General features: G+C 69.0%; 12 protein-coding genes. 7 read left to right on the forward strand and 5 right to left on the reverse strand.

The genetic code is table 11. From position 1 onward, the window contains the following. Window positions 1-37: 37 nt before the first annotated feature. Together EV655_RS04715 and prpE are read right to left on the reverse strand one after the other, a co-directional pair. Window positions 38-1,501: a response regulator gene (locus EV655_RS04715; RefSeq protein WP_165905267.1), complete on the reverse strand. Its 1,464-nt coding sequence runs from the start codon at window positions 1,499-1,501 to the stop codon at window positions 38-40. A gap of 260 nt (window positions 1,502-1,761) precedes the next feature. Next, the gene (gene prpE / locus EV655_RS04720) at window positions 1,762-3,657 is read right to left on the reverse strand and encodes a propionate-CoA ligase PrpE (RefSeq protein WP_132542354.1); all 1,896 of its coding nucleotides are present in this window, start codon (window positions 3,655-3,657) and stop codon (window positions 1,762-1,764) included. 187 nt (window positions 3,658-3,844) lie between these two features. On the opposite strand from prpE, the gene EV655_RS04725 reads away from it, so the two are divergent. The 6 genes from EV655_RS04725 (at window position 3,845) to EV655_RS04750 (ending at window position 9,220) form a co-directional block, all read left to right on the forward strand. Beyond that, entirely contained in the window at window positions 3,845-4,237 is a 393-nt protein-coding gene (locus EV655_RS04725; protein ID WP_132542356.1) for a cytidine deaminase, read from the forward strand. 1 nt (window position 4,238) lies between these two features. Beyond that, the gene (locus EV655_RS04730; RefSeq protein WP_132542358.1) at window positions 4,239-5,549 is read left to right on the forward strand and encodes a thymidine phosphorylase; all 1,311 of its coding nucleotides are present in this window, start codon (window positions 4,239-4,241) and stop codon (window positions 5,547-5,549) included. Then, on the forward strand, window positions 5,546-6,757 hold the full coding sequence (locus tag EV655_RS04735; protein ID WP_132542360.1) for a phosphopentomutase: 1,212 nt from the start codon (window positions 5,546-5,548) through the stop codon (window positions 6,755-6,757). Before EV655_RS04730 ends, EV655_RS04735 begins: the two co-directional genes overlap by 4 nt. Then, window positions 6,754-7,746 carry an adenosine deaminase gene (locus EV655_RS04740; protein ID WP_132542362.1) on the forward strand — a complete coding sequence of 331 codons (993 nt, stop codon included), beginning with the start codon at window positions 6,754-6,756 and terminating at the stop codon, window positions 7,744-7,746. Before EV655_RS04735 ends, EV655_RS04740 begins: the two co-directional genes overlap by 4 nt. Continuing rightward, window positions 7,739-8,371, forward strand: a complete 633-nt coding sequence (upp, locus tag EV655_RS04745; RefSeq protein ID WP_132542364.1) for a uracil phosphoribosyltransferase — start codon at window positions 7,739-7,741, stop codon at window positions 8,369-8,371. The genes EV655_RS04740 and upp overlap by 8 nt, the downstream gene beginning before the upstream one ends. A 66-nt stretch (window positions 8,372-8,437) precedes the next feature. Continuing rightward, window positions 8,438-9,220 carry an SPOR domain-containing protein gene (locus EV655_RS04750; RefSeq protein ID WP_165905268.1) on the forward strand — a complete coding sequence of 261 codons (783 nt, stop codon included), beginning with the start codon at window positions 8,438-8,440 and terminating at the stop codon, window positions 9,218-9,220. A 73-nt stretch (window positions 9,221-9,293) separates the two neighbouring features. Here the strand turns inward: EV655_RS04750 and EV655_RS04755 are convergent, their stop codons facing one another. Further along, the gene (locus EV655_RS04755) at window positions 9,294-10,310 is read right to left on the reverse strand and encodes a hypothetical protein (protein WP_132542368.1); all 1,017 of its coding nucleotides are present in this window, start codon (window positions 10,308-10,310) and stop codon (window positions 9,294-9,296) included. Between the two features lie 73 nt (window positions 10,311-10,383). Further along, on the reverse strand, window positions 10,384-12,009 hold the full coding sequence (locus tag EV655_RS04760; RefSeq protein WP_132542370.1) for an AMP-binding protein: 1,626 nt from the start codon (window positions 12,007-12,009) through the stop codon (window positions 10,384-10,386). Between the two features lie 440 nt (window positions 12,010-12,449). Here EV655_RS04760 and EV655_RS04765 point away from each other — a divergent pair, with 440 nt between their 5' ends. Further along, on the forward strand, window positions 12,450-13,166 hold the full coding sequence (locus EV655_RS04765) for a Hint domain-containing protein (RefSeq protein ID WP_165905269.1): 717 nt from the start codon (window positions 12,450-12,452) through the stop codon (window positions 13,164-13,166). On the opposite strand, the gene EV655_RS04770 is transcribed toward EV655_RS04765, so the two are convergent. Next, on the reverse strand, window positions 13,154-15,343 hold the full coding sequence (locus tag EV655_RS04770; protein WP_132542374.1) for a 3-hydroxyacyl-CoA dehydrogenase NAD-binding domain-containing protein: 2,190 nt from the start codon (window positions 15,341-15,343) through the stop codon (window positions 13,154-13,156). The genes EV655_RS04765 and EV655_RS04770 overlap by 13 nt on opposite strands.

Genomic DNA, 15,343 nt, shown 5'->3' on the forward strand with positions numbered 1-15,343 from the left:
GAAGGCGTGTCCTCGATCAGCAAGAGAGGCGGCGCGCTCACCGGGCCGGCTCCAGCGCAAAACGGATGTCGAATTCCTGCGCGAGCGCGGTGCAGACGGCGTCCACGCGGTCCAGCACACGGGGCACGAGGCCGCCCATCGCGGCGCGATCGTCGGCCCGGGCTGCCGCGTTCAGCGCCTCGGCATCCGCCTGAAGCGCGGTATTGCCGACCGCGCCCGCCAGCGGGATCAGCACATGGGTCCGGGCGCGGATCAGCGCCATGTCGCCCGCTGCCGCCCCCTGGACGATCCCGATACGGACGGTGCCGAAATCCTCGCGCATCCGGGTCAGAAGCTCGCACCCGTCCTCGGGGCCGGCCAGCGCCAGCAATCGGTCGAGATGGACGCGGTCAAAGGGTCCGGCCGGAACCGCCGCGGTGCAGGGCGAGGGGCGCTTGCGGCGGACCCGCGCGATCGCCTCGCCAAAGGAATCGAGGCTCATGATCGGCTTGGCAAGGATGCCGTCGGCGCCTGCGGCATAGATCTGGTCGCGGTTCGAGGACAGCACGAAGGCGGTGATCGCCAGAACCGGGGTCGCGGGACCGTCGCCCTCGGCCGCCCGCAGCCGCCGGATAACGTCGATGCCCGACAGCCGCGGCATCTCGATGTCGATCAGCACAAGGTCGAAGCAGGCGGCGGCCAGCGCCTCGGCGGCCGCCTCGCCGTCCTCGACCAGGGTCGCGGTGGCCCCCAGCGTTTCCAGCATCTGCTGAACCAGAAGCTGGTTGGTCGGGTTGTCCTCGGCCACCAGAACGTTGCAGCCGACAAGATCGGGCAGGGCGCTCAGCGCGGCCGGTGCCTCGACCCCCGGCGCCCAGGACCGCCGCGGCAGGATCAGCGAGACCTCGGCGCCGGCCCCGGCAACATTCGCCACGTGAAGCTGTCCGCGGATGCGCTGTGCCAGGTCGCGGACGATGTGCAGCCCAAGCCCGGTGCCGGGCTGGCTGCTTTCCTCGGGGCGGCCGGCATAGTCGAACAGCCGCGCCATCGCCGCATCCGAGAATCCCGGACCGGTATCGCGCACCCTGAGGCACAGCGCCTCCTGCGGGCCCATCTGGACGCGCAGCCGCACCTCACCGGCGGGGCTGTACTTCATCGCGTTGCCGATCATGTTCGACAGGATCCGCTCCAGCGCCGCGGGGTCGGTGCCGATCCCGGCCGGCAGGTCGTCGGCGCGGTCCAGCACGAAGCCGAGCCCGCGTTCCTCGGCATGCGCCCGCCAGCGGGCGGCGATCCGGTCGAGGAACGGGCCGAGGCTGGTCAGCACCGGCGCCTCGGCGCGAGGGGAATCGTCCCCCACAACCAGCGCGAGCGTTTCCTCGGTCAGCCGGGCGAGCTGTTCGGCCGAGCTTTGCACACGTTGCAGCTGTAGCCGGGAGTGGGGATCAAGCGAGGACAGGTCGGCAAGCGCCAGCCCGCCGAGGATGTCCGCGATCGCCGCGCGCATGTCATGGCCCAGCATGGCCGCCCGATTGCGTGGGGATTGCGCGTCACCATCCCCGCGAACGGCGGGCCCGTCAGACTGCTCCCCCGGCATTTCGGTCACCTCGGGCGCAGTATCGGGGTCCGGACGGCAAACCATGGAGGCACTCGCAAAGGTTGCATTTGCTCCTTGTACCCGTCCCCAGCGGTTCAACCAACCTGTATTAAAGTCAGGTCGTGCCCGCGGGCGGTCTCCGTGCCTTGGACGTTGTCCCCGGCACGGAGGCGGCCATCGCGCGGTCAGGTGGCCTGGGGATAGCCCAGCGCCTTGAGCGCCACGGCGATCTCGTCGAGAATCGCCGGGTCGTCGATCGTCGCGGGCATCTTGAACTCTTCGCCGTCGGCGATCTTGCACATCGTGCCGCGCAGGATCTTGCCCGAGCGCGTCTTGGGCAGTCGGTCGACCACGCAGGCCAGTTTGAACGCCGCCACCGGGCCGATCTGGTCGCGCACCAGGTTGACACATTCCTTGACGATGGTGCCGTGGTCGCGGGTCACCCCCGAGGTGAGGCAGAGAAAGCCCATCGGCAATTGCCCCTTCAACTCGTCCGCCACGCCGATCACCGCACATTCGGCGACATCCGGGTGGCTGGCCAGCACCTCTTCCATCGCGCCGGTCGACAGGCGGTGACCCGCCACGTTGATCACGTCGTCGGTGCGCGCCATGATGTAGAGGTATCCGTCCTCGTCCTTGTAGCCCGCGTCGCCGGTTTCGTAATAGCCGGGGAAGTGGCTCAGGTAGGACTTGTGGAACCGCTCGGGCGCGTTCCACAGCGTTGGCAGCGTGCCGGGCGGCAGCGGCAGCTTGATCGCGATGGCGCCCAGCGTGCCCGGGCCGACCTCGTGCCCGCCCTCGTCGAGGATGTGAACGTCATAGCCGGGCATCGCCACCGACGGGCTGCCGATCTTGACCGGCAGCTTCTCGATCCCCAGCGGGTTCGCGGCGATGGCCCAGCCAGTTTCGGTCTGCCACCAGTGGTCGATCACCGGCACGCCCAGCATCCGCTGCGCCCACTTGATCGTGTCGGGGTCGGCCCGCTCGCCCGCCAGATACAGCGCCTTGAGATTCGTCAGGTCGTACTTGTTGACGAACTCGCCGTTCGGATCGTCCCGCTTGATCGCGCGGAAGGCGGTGGGCGCGGTGAAGAAACTCTTTACCTTGTGCTCGGAGATCACCCGCCAGAACGTGCCCGCATCCGGCGTGCCGATGGGCTTGCCCTCGAACACGATGGTGGCGTTGCCGTGGATCAGGGGTGCATAGCAGATATAGCTGTGGCCCACGACCCAGCCCACGTCGGACGCCGCCCAGAACACGTCGCCCGGATCGACGTTGTAGATGTTCTTCATCGTCCAGTTCAGTGCCACGAGGTGCCCCGCGGTGGGCCGCACCACGCCCTTGGGCTGGCCGGTGGTTCCTGAGGTGTAGAGGATATAGGCCGGGTGGTTGCCCTCGACGGGGACACATTCGGCGGGCTGAACGCCATACTGGAACCCGTGCCAGTTGACATCGCGGCCTTCTTTCAGTTGCGCCACCTCCTGCTCGCGCTGGAAGATCACGCAGAAATCGGGCTGGTGGGTGGACTGGTCCAGCGCGCCGTCCAGAAGCGGCTTGTAATGCACGATCCGGCCGGGTTCGATCCCGCAGCTTGCCGCGATGATGCATTTCGGTTTCGCGTCGTCGATCCGCACGGCCAGTTCATGCGCGGCGAACCCGCCGAAGACCACCGAATGGATCGCGCCGAGCCGGGAACAGGCCAGCATCGCTTCCAGCGCCTCGGGGATCATCGGCATGTAGATGATGACCCGGTCGCCCTTTTCCACGCCCTTGGCGCGCAGCGCCCCGGCCAGTTGGGCGACGCGGTTGCGCAGCATGACGTAAGAGATCGATTTCCGGGTTCCGGTCACCGGGCTGTCGTAGATGATCGCGACCTGATCGCCGCGCCCGGCCTCGACATGGCGGTCCACCGCGTTCCAGCAGGTGTTCACCATCCCGTCCACGAACCACTCGTATTCCGGCGCGTTCTCGTCGAACAGCGCCTTCGAGGGTTTCCTGACCCAGTCGATCGCTTCGGCGGCCTGCATCCAGAATGCGTCCGGATCGGCCTTCCAGCGGTCATAGAGATCGGCATAGCCCATGGTCTTGGTCCCTCCTCGTGGTCTGCGCAATTCTGTTACGCAGGGGAATTGCCGGACGCAAGATCGAAACCCGGACACCGTGTCGCTGTTAGCGCTAATCCCTGCCGGGGTGGCGGCAGGATGCCCGGCCATACGCTCTTGCATCCCCGGCGGGGGCGCCGCAGATTGGCGGCAAATGGAGAACCCCATGCCGCTGATATCCGCTGCCCGCGCGGTGCGCGAGAACGCCCACGCCCCCTATTCGCGATTCAAGGTGGGCGCGGCGGTCCGGGGGGCGGACGGCGCGATCTATGCGGGCTGCAACGTCGAAAACATCGCCTCGCCCGAGGGCACCTGCGCCGAGGCGGGCGCGATTGCGGCGATGGTGGCGGCGGGCTGCCGCGAGATCGCCGAGGTCGCGGTGATCGCGGACGGGCCTGCACCGGTGACCCCCTGCGGCGGCTGCCGCCAGAAACTGGCCGAGTTCGCCGCGCCCGATGTCAAGGTGACCATGGCGACGCTGTCCGGCGCAACGCTGGTGATGAGCGTGGGCGAGCTGTTGCCCGGTGCGTTCTCGGCCGCCCATATGCGGGAGCTCTGAGGTGGACGCGCGCGGCATCATCGCCCGGGTGCGCGACGGCGAGCCCCTGTCCGAGGCAGAGCTTTCGTGGTTTGCCAAGGGTCTGGCCAGCGGCGCCGTGACCGATGCGCAGGCTGGTGCGTTCGCGATGGCGGTGCTGCTGAACGGTGTCACCACGCCCGAACGGGTGGGGCTGACACGCGCGATGCGCGACAGCGGCAAGGTGCTGACATGGGACCTGCCCGGTCCGGTGCTGGACAAACATTCCTCGGGCGGGATCGGCGATTGCGTCTCGCTGGTGCTGGCGCCAGCATTGGCCGCCTGCGGCGCCTATGTGCCGATGATCTCGGGGCGGGGGCTCGGGCATACCGGCGGGACGCTCGACAAGCTGGAATCGATTCCCGGCTACCGTACCCAGGTGGGCATCTCGGAACTCAAGGCCATCACCGCGCAGATCGGTTGCGCCATCGTCGGCGCCTCGGCCGACATCGCGCCTGCCGACCGGCGGCTTTACGCGGTGCGCGACGTGTCGGGCACGGTGGAAAGCGTCGATCTCATCACCGCCTCGATCCTGTCCAAGAAACTGGCCGCCGGGCTCGAGGCGCTGGTGCTCGACGTCAAGGTGGGCTCGGGTGCGTTCATGAAGACGCTGGACGAGGCCGAGGATCTGGCCCGCGCGCTGGTGGAAACCGCGCAGGGGGCGGGCTGCATGACCACGGCGCTGATCACCGACATGTCGCAGCCTTTGGTGGGGGCGGCGGGCAACGCGCTGGAAGTGATCGAGGTGATGGAGACCCTGACCGGCACCGGTGTAACCCCCGCGCTGTGGGACATCACCTGCGCGCTGGGTGGCGAGGTGCTGGCGCTGGGCGGGCTTGCCGATGATGCGGGCGATGGTGCGCGGCGCATCGCGCGGGCGCTGGAACGGGGGGATGCGGCGCTGAAATTCGGCGAGATGCTGGCCGAGCTTGGCGGACCGCTGGATTTCGTCGAACGCTGGCCCGACCGTCTGCCCGCCGCCCCGGTGATCCAGGAGGTGGTGGACGACGAGGGCGGCATCGTGCAGGCGATCGACGGCGAGGCGCTGGGACTGGCGATCGTGGCGCTCGGTGGCGGGCGGCGGCGCGAGGGTGACCGGATCAACCCTTCGGTCGGGCTGTCCGAGATCGCGGGTCTGGGCGAGGATATCGGCGCGGGCCAGCCGCTGGCGCTGGTCCATGCCGCCAGCGAGGAGGACGCCGAGGCGGCCGCAGCGGCGGTTCTGGCAGCGTTCCGGCTGGGCGACAGCGTGCCCGAGATCCCGCCGCTGGTGCACCAGAGGATCCTGCGATGACGCGTGCCTTTCTGGTGGTGATCGACTCGGTCGGCTGCGGCGGGGCGCCCGATGCGGCCGGTTTCTTCAATGAGGGCGTGCCCGATACCGGGGCGAACACGCTTGCCCATATCGCGCAGGCCTGTGCCGGCGGACGCGCCGAGTCGGGCCGGTCGGGGCCCCTGAACCTGCCCAATCTCGACAATCTGGGCCTTGGCGCCGCGATCCGGCTGGCCTCGGGCGAGACCGCGCCGGGGCTGGGGGCCGCGCCGCAGGGCCTGTGGGGCGCGGCGACCGAAATCTCTCCCGGCAAGGACACGCCGTCCGGCCATTGGGAACTGGCGGGCGTGCCGGTGCCCTGGGACTGGACCTATTTTCCGCGCGAGGTGCCCGCCTTTCCCGAAGCCCTGCTCGCCGAGGTGCGCCGGCTGGCGGGAACCGGCGGCACGCTGGGCAATTGCCACGCCTCGGGCACCGAGATCGTGGACCGCCTGGGTGCCGAGCACCTGGCCACCGGCTGGCCGATCCTCTACACCTCGGCTGACAGCGTGTTCCAGATCGCCGCCCATGAAGAGGCGTTCGGGCTCGACCGCCTGCTTGCGCTGTGCGCGGGGATTGCACCGCTCCTGCACGCGATGAAGGTCGGCCGGGTGATCGCGCGCCCCTTTACCGGCAGCCCCGAAACCGGCTTCACCCGCACGCAGAACCGGCACGACTACGCCATCGCCCCGCCCGCCCCGACGCTGTGCGACCGGGTGCAGGGCGCGGGGCGCCGCGTGCAGGCCATCGGCAAGATCGGTGACATCTTTTCCATGCGCGGCATCGACGAGGTGCGCAAGGGGACGGATGCCGAGTTGATGGGCCATTGGCTGGACCTGATGGACGAGGCCCCCGAAGGCAGCCTGACCTTCGCCAATTTCGTCGAGTTCGACAGCCTTTACGGGCATCGCCGCGATGTCGCGGGCTATGCAGGCGCGCTGGAATGGTTCGATGCGCAGCTGCCCCGCGTGCTTGGCCGGATGCGGCCGGGCGATCTGATCCTGATCACCGCCGACCACGGCAACGACCCGACCTGGCCCGGCACCGACCACACGCGCGAACGGGTGCCGGTTCTGGGCGCGGGAGTTGGCACCCGGGCGGTCGGCCTGTGCGCCTTCGCCGACGTGGGCGCCAGCGTCGCAGCGCATCTTGGCGTGCCCGCCGAGGGCCCCGGAAGGAGTTTCCTGTGACCCTGAAGGCCCTTCCCAAGGTCGAGTTGCATCACCACCTGGAAGGCGCAGCGCCCCCGGCCTTGATCCGCGACATTGCGCGGGCCCGTCACGTCGACATCTCGGGTATCTTTGATCCGCAGGGCGGCTATGCCTACCGGGATTTCCCGCAGTTCCTGAACGTCTACGAGGCTGCGACCTCGGTGCTGCAAAGCCCCGGGGACTATGCCCGCCTGACCGCGGCCGTGCTGGAAGAGGCGGCGGCGGAGGGCGTGGTCTACCTGGAAAGCTTCCTGTCGCCGGATTTCTGCGGTGGCCGGGATCTCGCCGCCTGGCGCGAGTACCTGCATGCCATCGAGGAAGCCGCCGCCGCGGCCGAGGCCGCCCATGGCATCACGCTGCGCGGCACGATCACCTGCATCCGCCATTTCGGCCCCGACAAGGCGTGCGAAACTGCCCTGTGTGCGGCGGAAACGGCAGGCGATTTCATCGTCGGTTTCGGAATCGCGGGCGACGAGACCGCAGGCCGCCCGCGCGATTTCGCCTATGCCTTCGACATGGCGCGCGAGGCGCGGCTGGGGCTGACGGCGCATGCGGGCGAGTGGGGCGGGCCGCAATCGGTGCGCGACGCGCTGGCCGATCTGCGGGTGGACCGCATCGGCCACGGCGTCCGCGCGATCGAGGATCCGCGCCTTGTCGAGCACCTGGCCGAGACCGGCATCGTGCTCGAGGTCTGTCCGGGGTCGAACGTGGCGCTCGGGCTTTATCCCGACTGGCGCGCGCATCCGATCGAGCGGTTGCGCGCGGCGGGCGTGCGGGTAACCGTCTCGACCGACGATCCGCCATTCTTCCACACAAGCATGACCCGCGAATACGACCGCCTGGCCGATGCCTTCGGCTGGGACGAGGGCGTTTTCGCGGACCTCAACCGGGTGGCGCTGGACGCCGCCTTCTGCGACGCGGACACCCGCGCCGCGATCGCCAAGAGACTGGAGCCCGCCGATGTATGAACACCTGACCGTCGTCAAGCACCCGCTGGTGCAGCACAAGCTGACGCTGATGCGCGACAAGGACACGCCCACGGCGGTGTTCCGCCAGCTTCTGCGCGAGATAAGCCAGCTTCTGGCCTACGAGATCACCCGCGAACTGGAGATGACCACCCGGCGGATCGAGACGCCGCTCTGCGAGATGGACGCCCCCGTTCTGGCCGGCAAGAAACTGGCGCTGGTCTCGATCCTGCGGGCGGGCAATGGTCTGCTCGACGGCGTGCTAGAACTGGTGCCGTCCGCGCGCGTCGGCTATGTCGGGCTCTACCGCGACGAAAAGACCCTGCAGCCCGTGCAATACTATTACAAGGTGCCGCCCGATCTGGAGGACCGGCTGGTGATCGTGCTGGATCCGATGCTGGCCACCGGCAATTCCTCGGCCGCGGCGGTTGATCTGCTCAAGGCGTCGGGGGCGAACAACATCCGCTTCATGTGCCTGCTGGCCGCGCCCGAAGGGGTTCGGCGGATGGAAGAGGCTCACCCGGACGTGCCGATCGTCACAGCGGCGGTGGACGAATGTCTGAACGAGCATGGATATATCATGCCGGGCCTAGGGGATGCGGGCGACCGGATGTTCGGCACAAGATAACGGGATTCCGCCTTTACTCGTTGTATGCGATCGGGCATCCTCCACCAACATCTTGTGGGGGATGACATGGGACTCCGCGCTTGGCTCTGCACAGGGCTGGTGATCGCAGGATTGGGCGCGGGCGCGGCCCGGGCCCAGGGTCTGGTGGTCGAGGGGCCGTCGGAAACGCCGCCGCCGGGCTATGCCGGGGCGCAATATGTCGACAGCCGCGGCTGCGCCTTCATGCGGGCGGGGGTCGACGGGCAGGTGGCCTGGGTGCCGCGTCTCTCGCGCGATCGCACGGCGCATTGCGGGCTGGAGCCGACACTTCCCGGTGTCCGGCCGGCCGCCGCCCCGGCCGTGCCGAAGGCGGTCAGGCAAGCGCCCCGGTCCGGAACGGCCGCGGCGGCGCGGCAAGACGCGGCCGTGGCCCGCGCGGCAGGTCTGCATGCCGCCACCCCGGCCGGGGGGCTGCGTGCGATCCCGGTCCGGGTTCCCCGCGGATATCGCGCGATCTGGACGGATGACCGTCTGAACCCGCATCGCGGGCCGCGGACCGCGCTCGGCGATGCGCAGATGGCACTGATCTGGACGGATACCGTTCCCAGCCGGCTGGTTGACCCCGCGCCTGCCCGCGCCACCGCCCCGCACTACCTGAGGGTTGGAATCTACGATGCGCCCGAAGCGGCCCGCCCGACCGTTCACCGGATCAGGGCGCTGGGCCTGCCGGCCAGCCGCGCCACGGGCCAGCGCGGCACGCGGTCCGTCGAGGTGATCTATGCCGGGCCCTTCGCCGATGCCCGGGCGATGGCCCGCGCCGAAGTGCGGCTGGAGCGCGCCGGCTTTCGCGATGTCGTTCCGCGCAGGTAATCCGATCGAGCAGCAGCAAGACTGAAACGCCCCGTTCCCGGACGGGGCGTCTTTTTGTCCGCCGGGGCAGGGGTCAACTGCCGCAGATCGCCTGAAGCTGCACCCAGTCGCCATCGGACAGCAGCGGCACCGCACTCTGCCCGCGCATCGGGTCCGCCTCGATCAGCCCCAGGACGCCCTCGCCCGACACGTCGAGCGCATAGGCATAGGGCGTCGAGGGCACGCCCGCCGCGGCGAACCGGGCAAGCAGCGTTGGCTCGGGCAGCGGTGCGGCGGGGGCTGCCAGCACGGTGCGGGCATGGGCTTCGAGCGCCCGTTCGGGCAGGTGGCCGCTGGTCAACAGCTTGAACGTGGCCAGAACGCCCGCCGTGTCGAGCAGTACGGCCAGGGGGTCGGTCCGGTCCGCGCGGGCCGCCTCGGCCAGGATGAAGCCCGCGACGGCGCTGGCATCCTCGTGATCCTCGACCAGGGCGCGGTTCAACAGGATCAGCCCGCCCGGCAGATGCGCCGCCCGCGGCATCCCCGAGGGCAGCACGACAACCCGCGCGCCCTGGCCCGGCAACAGCCGCGCGGCCAGCCGGTCCAGCGCGCGGGCGCCCCCGGTCCGGGCGCAGGGCTGGCCCGCGACGCGCGTCACGCGGGCCAGCAGATCCTGTCCGATCTCGGCGCGGACCTGCGGTGGCACCACCGAGACCGTGTGCCGGACCAGCGCCCCCGGCAGCCAGAACACCCCGAGCGCCGCAACCCCGGCGGCGATGGCCGCGAACAGCGCGAGGCGCAACCGGCCGGGATTCGGGCGAATTTTCGCGACCGCATCGCGCACGGTCTCCAGCGCCTCGATCATCAGCGGATCGTCGACCTCGAGCACCTCGTCGCTGTCGGCATCGGGGGCGTAGAGCGCGGGCACCGCGCCCGGATTCAGCCTGTCAAGCGCGGCCAGCGACCAGTGGGTCAGAACCCGCTCGGCGGTGTCGGTGATCACCAGCGAAGCATCCCCGAAGGACAGGATCACGTTCTTGCGCTGGGCGTCCGCATGTTCGCGCCAGACGCCCGGGCTTTCCAGCCGTTGATACCGTTTGAGCGCCGTCATGGGCGGCCGACCGTGCCTGCTCTGTCGTTTTCCCGGGCGTCAACGATAGCCGAGCGTCCCGCCGCCCACAATCTCACAGCTCTTTCGCAAGCTTGCGCAGCTCGAACTTCTGGATCTTGCCGGTCGAGGTCTTGGGCAGGTCCTGGAACACCACCTTCTTGGGGGTCTTGAATCCGGCTAGCCGCTCGCGCGCAAAGGCGATCAGTGCGGCCTCGTCGACCGTGTGGCCGTCCTTGAGTTCGACGAAGGCACAGGGCACCTCGCCCCATTTCTCGTCCGGTTTCGCCACGACCGCGCAGAGCAGAACGTCGGGATGGCGCATCAGGATGCCCTCGACCTCGACCGAGCTGACATTCTCGCCGCCCGAGATGATGATGTCCTTGGCCCGGTCGGCGATCTGCAGGTAGCTGTCGGGGTGGTGCATCGCCAGGTCGCCCGAGTGGAAATAGCCGCCCTGGAACGCCTCGCGCGTGGCGCGCGGGTTCTTCAGATAGCCCTTCATCACACCGTTGCCGCGGAACACGATCTCGCCCTGCGTCTGGCCGTCCCTTTGCACCGGCTGGTGCTTTTCGTCCCAGACCTGCACCGGCTCCATGAAGGGCATGGCCACGCCCTGGCGTGCCTTGACCGCGGCGCGGTCGTCGCCCTGCAGGTGGTCCCATTTCGCGTCCCAAGTGCACTCGGTCGCGGGCCCGTAGGTTTCCGTCAGCCCGTAGACATGGGTGATGTTGAAGCCCATCGGCTCGATCCGGGCCAGCGTGACCGGGGCAGGGGGCGCGCCTGCGGTGAACACCTCGACGACATGGCCGAAGTCGCGCCGGTCCTCGTCCTTCGCGTTCACGATCATGTTCAGTACGATCGGCGCACCGCCGAAATGGGTCACGCCCTCGTCGGCGATGGCCTCGAAGATGGCGCGCGCGGTGATGTCGCGGCAGCACACGACCGTCCCGCCCACCAGCGGCATCATCCAAGTGTGGCACCAGCCGTTGCAGTGGAACAGCGGCACGATGGTGAGATACTTCGGGAACAGCGTCATCCGCCAGGAAATCACCTGCCCCATCGCGTTCAGGTATGCCCCGCGATGGTGATAGACCACGCCCTTGGGCCGCCCGGTGGTGCCCGAAGTGTAGTTCAGCGCAAGGCTTTCCCATTCGTCCTCGGGCAGGATCCAGTCGAAGGCCGGGTCCGCCTTGGCGAGGATGTCCTCGTATTCGGGATAGTCGCCGAAATCGTGCACGCCCGCTGCATCGTCGGCCACCTCGATGATGACGGGGGGCTCGCCCTCCATGTCCTCGATCGCGGCGGCGGCCAGCGGGATGAACTGCGGGTCGCATAGCAGCACCTTGGCGCCGCCGTGATCCAGGATGTAGCTGACCGTGTTGGCATCCAGCCGGATGTTGATCGCGTTCAGGATCGCCCCGCAGGCCGGCACGCCGAAATGCGCCTCGGCGTGCGCGGGCACGTTGGGCAGCAGCGTCGCCACCACGTCGCCCGGCTTGACCCCCATCGCCGCCAGCGCCGAGGCCAGCCGGGTGATGCGATCGTGATACTGCCGGTAGGTGTAGCGGCGGCCGCCGTAGACGACGGCCTCGCGGTCGGGCCAGACCTGCACAGCGCGGGCGAGAAACGACAGCGGCGTCAGCGGCACGTGGTTCGCCGCGCATTTTTCCAGACCCGTTTCGTCGGACATCCAGCCCATGGTTCGTTTCCCTCGCGGTGGTTCGTGGTCGGGGCAGAGTTTGGCCGCAGCGCGCGGCTTTGAAAAGGGGGGGGGCGGCGGTCGGCGTCCGGCGCGCGGGAAATCCGGGCGATGTGTCGCTCCGGTATCGGCGGCGAATCGGTCCGTCGGGGCGGTGCGCCTGCGGTCGCGGACAGTGCGCGCCGCCGGCCATCCCCGACCGGTACATGGTAAACTGTTCCTTGATGCGTCCCAGTCGCCGGTTTGCGGCCTGCATTGCGCGCGCTTGGGACCGGGCTGCCCCAAAGCGAGCGCGATCCGGCCGAACTGGCGTCCCCAGTCCGAAGGTATCCGGACGTCAGCGGATGTGCGGGGCCGGCCCAGGTCGCCTGTACGCCACCACGAACGACTGCGGTCCACGATCGGACAGGAGCCGCGGCAGCGTATTGGGGAACGAAGAGATGGATTTCAGGATCGACTTTGCGGGGTATGACGCCGCTTCGTGCTATGACGACGCCTCGGCCATCAGCGGCGACTGGTCCGCGCCGGGGATCGCAGGGCTTGCCTCCGGCTTTGCCGCCGGGACCGAGATTGCGACCACGACAGGCTGGCGGACGGTCGAGGCGCTTGCCCCCGGTGACCGGATCCTGACCTTCGACCACGGCTCGCAACCGGTGCGCGCGGTCCAGCGCGGGGTCCTGTGGCGCGGGCGTGCGCCCTGTCCCGAACCGCTCTGGCCCCTTCTGGTGCCCGAAGGCGTTCTGGGAAACTCGACCCCGCTGACCCTGCTGGCCGAGCAGAGCGTGCTGGTCGAATCCGACCTCGCCGAAGACATGTACGGGGATCCCTTCGTGCTGTTGCCTGCCCGCTATCTCGAGGGCGCGCTGGGCATCCGGCGCATCGCGCCGCCGCATGGCGCGCCCGTCGAGGTGATCGTGCCGCTGTTCGACCGGCCCGAAGTCGCCTTTGCGAACGGTGCTGCGCTGGTGTTCTGCCCGGCCCGGGGCGAGGGCGAGACGGTGCCGCTGAACCGTCTTGCCGAGCTGCAGATCCCGTCGGATTGCAACTATCTTCGCCCCTGCACCCCGCGCGAGGCGCGCCGCCTGGCCGAGGCGCTGGAGAACCAGCGCCCGTTGCAGGAGGACCGCGCCTGCGCCATCGGGCTTCAGGCCGCCTGAGCCGCCGGGCCGAAGCGGCCGTAGAAGGTTTCGCCTCGCGCGGCCATCTCCGTCAGCAGGCCGGGGGGGGCAAAGCGGTCGCCATGGCGCGCGGCCAGCCCCTTGCACAGGTCCACCGCCCGTGCCGCCCCGATCATGTCGAGCCACGAGAACGGCCCGCCCGACCAGGGCGCAAAGCCCCAGCCGAGAATCGCGCCCACATCGCCCTCGCGGATGTCGGTCAGCACGCCCCCCTCCAGCGCCCGCACCGCTTCCAGCACCTGCGCGAAAAGCAGGCGATGCTGTACCTCGGTCAACTCGGGCTGGTCCGCGGCGGGTGGGTATTCCGCCGCCAGCCCGTCCCACAGCCCGGTCCGCTTGCCTGCCGCGTCATAGGCGTAGAAGCCGGCGGCTGCCTTGCGGCCCAGCCGGCCCTGATCGGCCATCCAGAAGATGACGTCATCCACCGCGCCATCCGGGTAGGCATCGCCCATCGCGGCCTTCGTCGCCCGGGCGATCTTGACGCCCAGGTCGATCGAGGTCTCGTCCACCAGTTGCAGGGGCCCCAGCGGCATGCCCACCAGCTTGGCTGCGTTTTCCACCAGCGCGGGCGCCACGCCCTCGCCGACCATGCGGATCCCTTCGTTGATATAGGGGATGATGCAGCGGTTGGCGTAGAAGAAGCGGGCGTCGTTCACCACGATCGGCGTCTTGCGGATCTGGCGCACGAAATCCAGCGCCTTGGCCACGGCGCGGTCGCCGGTCTCGCGGCCCTTGATGATCTCGACCAGCATCATCTTCTCGACGGGGCTGAAGAAATGGATGCCGATGAAGTCGCCGGGCCGGTCGGCGGCGCGGGCCAGATCGGTGATCGGCAGGGTCGAGGTGTTTGTCGCGATGATGCACGTCTCGCCGACCGCCTGCTGCACCCGTTTCGTGACCTCGGCCTTGATGGCCGTATCCTCGAACACCGCCTCGATGACCAGGTCCGCGCCGGAAAGGGCGGAATAGTCGGTGGTTGCGGTGATCCGGGACAGCAGGTCCTGTTTCTTCTCCGCCGTCGCCTTGCCGCGCTTGATCCCCTTGTCCATGTAGGATTCCGTATAGGCGCGGCCCTTGTCTGCGGCCTCTTGCGCCTGGTCGATCAGCACCACCTCGATGCCCGCCTGCGCGGCCACCAGTGCGATGCCCGCGCCCATCATGCCTGCGCCGATCACGCCGAGTTTCCTGACGCTCTGGTCCGCCACCTCCGCAGGGCGCACCGCGCCCTTTTCCAGCGCCTCCTTGTTGATGAAGAGCGAGCGGATCATCGCCGTGGACGACGGGTTCATCAGCACATGGGTGAACCAGCGCGCCTCGATCCGGATCGCGGTGTCGAAGGGCACCAGCGCGCCCTCGTAGACCGCACTCAGCAATGCCTTCGCGGCCGGGTAGACGCCCTTGGTCTTGCCGTTCACCATCGCGCTGGCGCCCACGAAGGTCATGAAGCCCGCCGGGTGATAGGGCGCGCCGCCGGGCATCTTGTAGCCCTTCTCGTCCCAGGGTTTCACGATGCTGGGCCCCGACAGGACCCATGCCTTCGCGGCCGCCACCGGGTCTTCGGCCACCTCGTCGATGATCCCGGCCGCCTTGGCCTTTTTCGGATCGCTCAGCTTGCCCTCCAGCAGGAAGGGGGCCGCCGCCATCGCGCCCAGCTTGCGCACCAGCCGCGTGGTGCCGCCGCCGCCGGGGAAGATGCCGACCATGATCTCGGGCAGGCCGATCTTCGCCTTCGGATTGTCCGCGGCAAAGATCCGGTGGCAGGCCAGCGGCAGTTCCAGCCCGATCCCCAGCGCGGTGCCGGGCAGGGCAGCGGCGATCGGCTTGCCGCCCTTGTTCCGGTCATCCATCCCCGCGCGTTCGATCTTCCTGAGAACGCCGTGCATCCCCATCACGCCCTCGAAGAGGCCGCGCGCCGGGTCGTCACCGGCCTCGTCTTTCATGCGGGCGATGACGTTCAGGTCCATCCCCCCCGCGAAATCCTTCTTGCCAGAGGTGATGACCACGCCTTTCACCGCCGGGTCGGCCAGCGCCGTGTCGATATGGGCGTCAAGTTCCCCGAAGCCTTGCAGGCTCATCACGTTCATGCTGCGCCCCGGCACGTCCCAGGTGATGGTGGCGACGCCGTCCGCATCCACCGCGTAATGAAATTCGGCCAT

It is taken from the genome of Rhodovulum euryhalinum, assembly GCF_004342445.1.
Classification (GTDB): domain Bacteria; phylum Pseudomonadota; class Alphaproteobacteria; order Rhodobacterales; family Rhodobacteraceae; genus Rhodovulum; species Rhodovulum euryhalinum.

Excerpts from the sequence above, each read along its gene's own strand:
- EV655_RS04715 (WP_165905267.1), bottom strand. The coding sequence starts at position 1,501 with ATGCTGGGCCATGACATGCGCGCGGCGATCGCGGACATCCTCGGCGGG.
- prpE (WP_132542354.1), bottom strand. The coding sequence starts at position 3,657 with ATGGGCTATGCCGATCTCTATGACCGCTGGAAGGCCGATCCGGACGCA.
- EV655_RS04725 (WP_132542356.1), top strand. The coding sequence starts at position 3,845 with ATGCCGCTGATATCCGCTGCCCGCGCGGTGCGCGAGAACGCCCACGCC.
- EV655_RS04735 (WP_132542360.1), top strand. The coding sequence starts at position 5,546 with ATGACGCGTGCCTTTCTGGTGGTGATCGACTCGGTCGGCTGCGGCGGG.
- upp (WP_132542364.1), top strand. The coding sequence starts at position 7,739 with ATGTATGAACACCTGACCGTCGTCAAGCACCCGCTGGTGCAGCACAAG.
- EV655_RS04750 (WP_165905268.1), top strand. The coding sequence starts at position 8,438 with ATGGGACTCCGCGCTTGGCTCTGCACAGGGCTGGTGATCGCAGGATTG.
- EV655_RS04755 (WP_132542368.1), bottom strand. The coding sequence starts at position 10,310 with ATGACGGCGCTCAAACGGTATCAACGGCTGGAAAGCCCGGGCGTCTGG.
- EV655_RS04760 (WP_132542370.1), bottom strand. The coding sequence starts at position 12,009 with ATGGGCTGGATGTCCGACGAAACGGGTCTGGAAAAATGCGCGGCGAAC.
- EV655_RS04765 (WP_165905269.1), top strand. The coding sequence starts at position 12,450 with ATGGATTTCAGGATCGACTTTGCGGGGTATGACGCCGCTTCGTGCTAT.
- EV655_RS04770 (WP_132542374.1), bottom strand. The coding sequence starts at position 15,343 with ATGGCCGAATTTCATTACGCGGTGGATGCGGACGGCGTCGCCACCATC.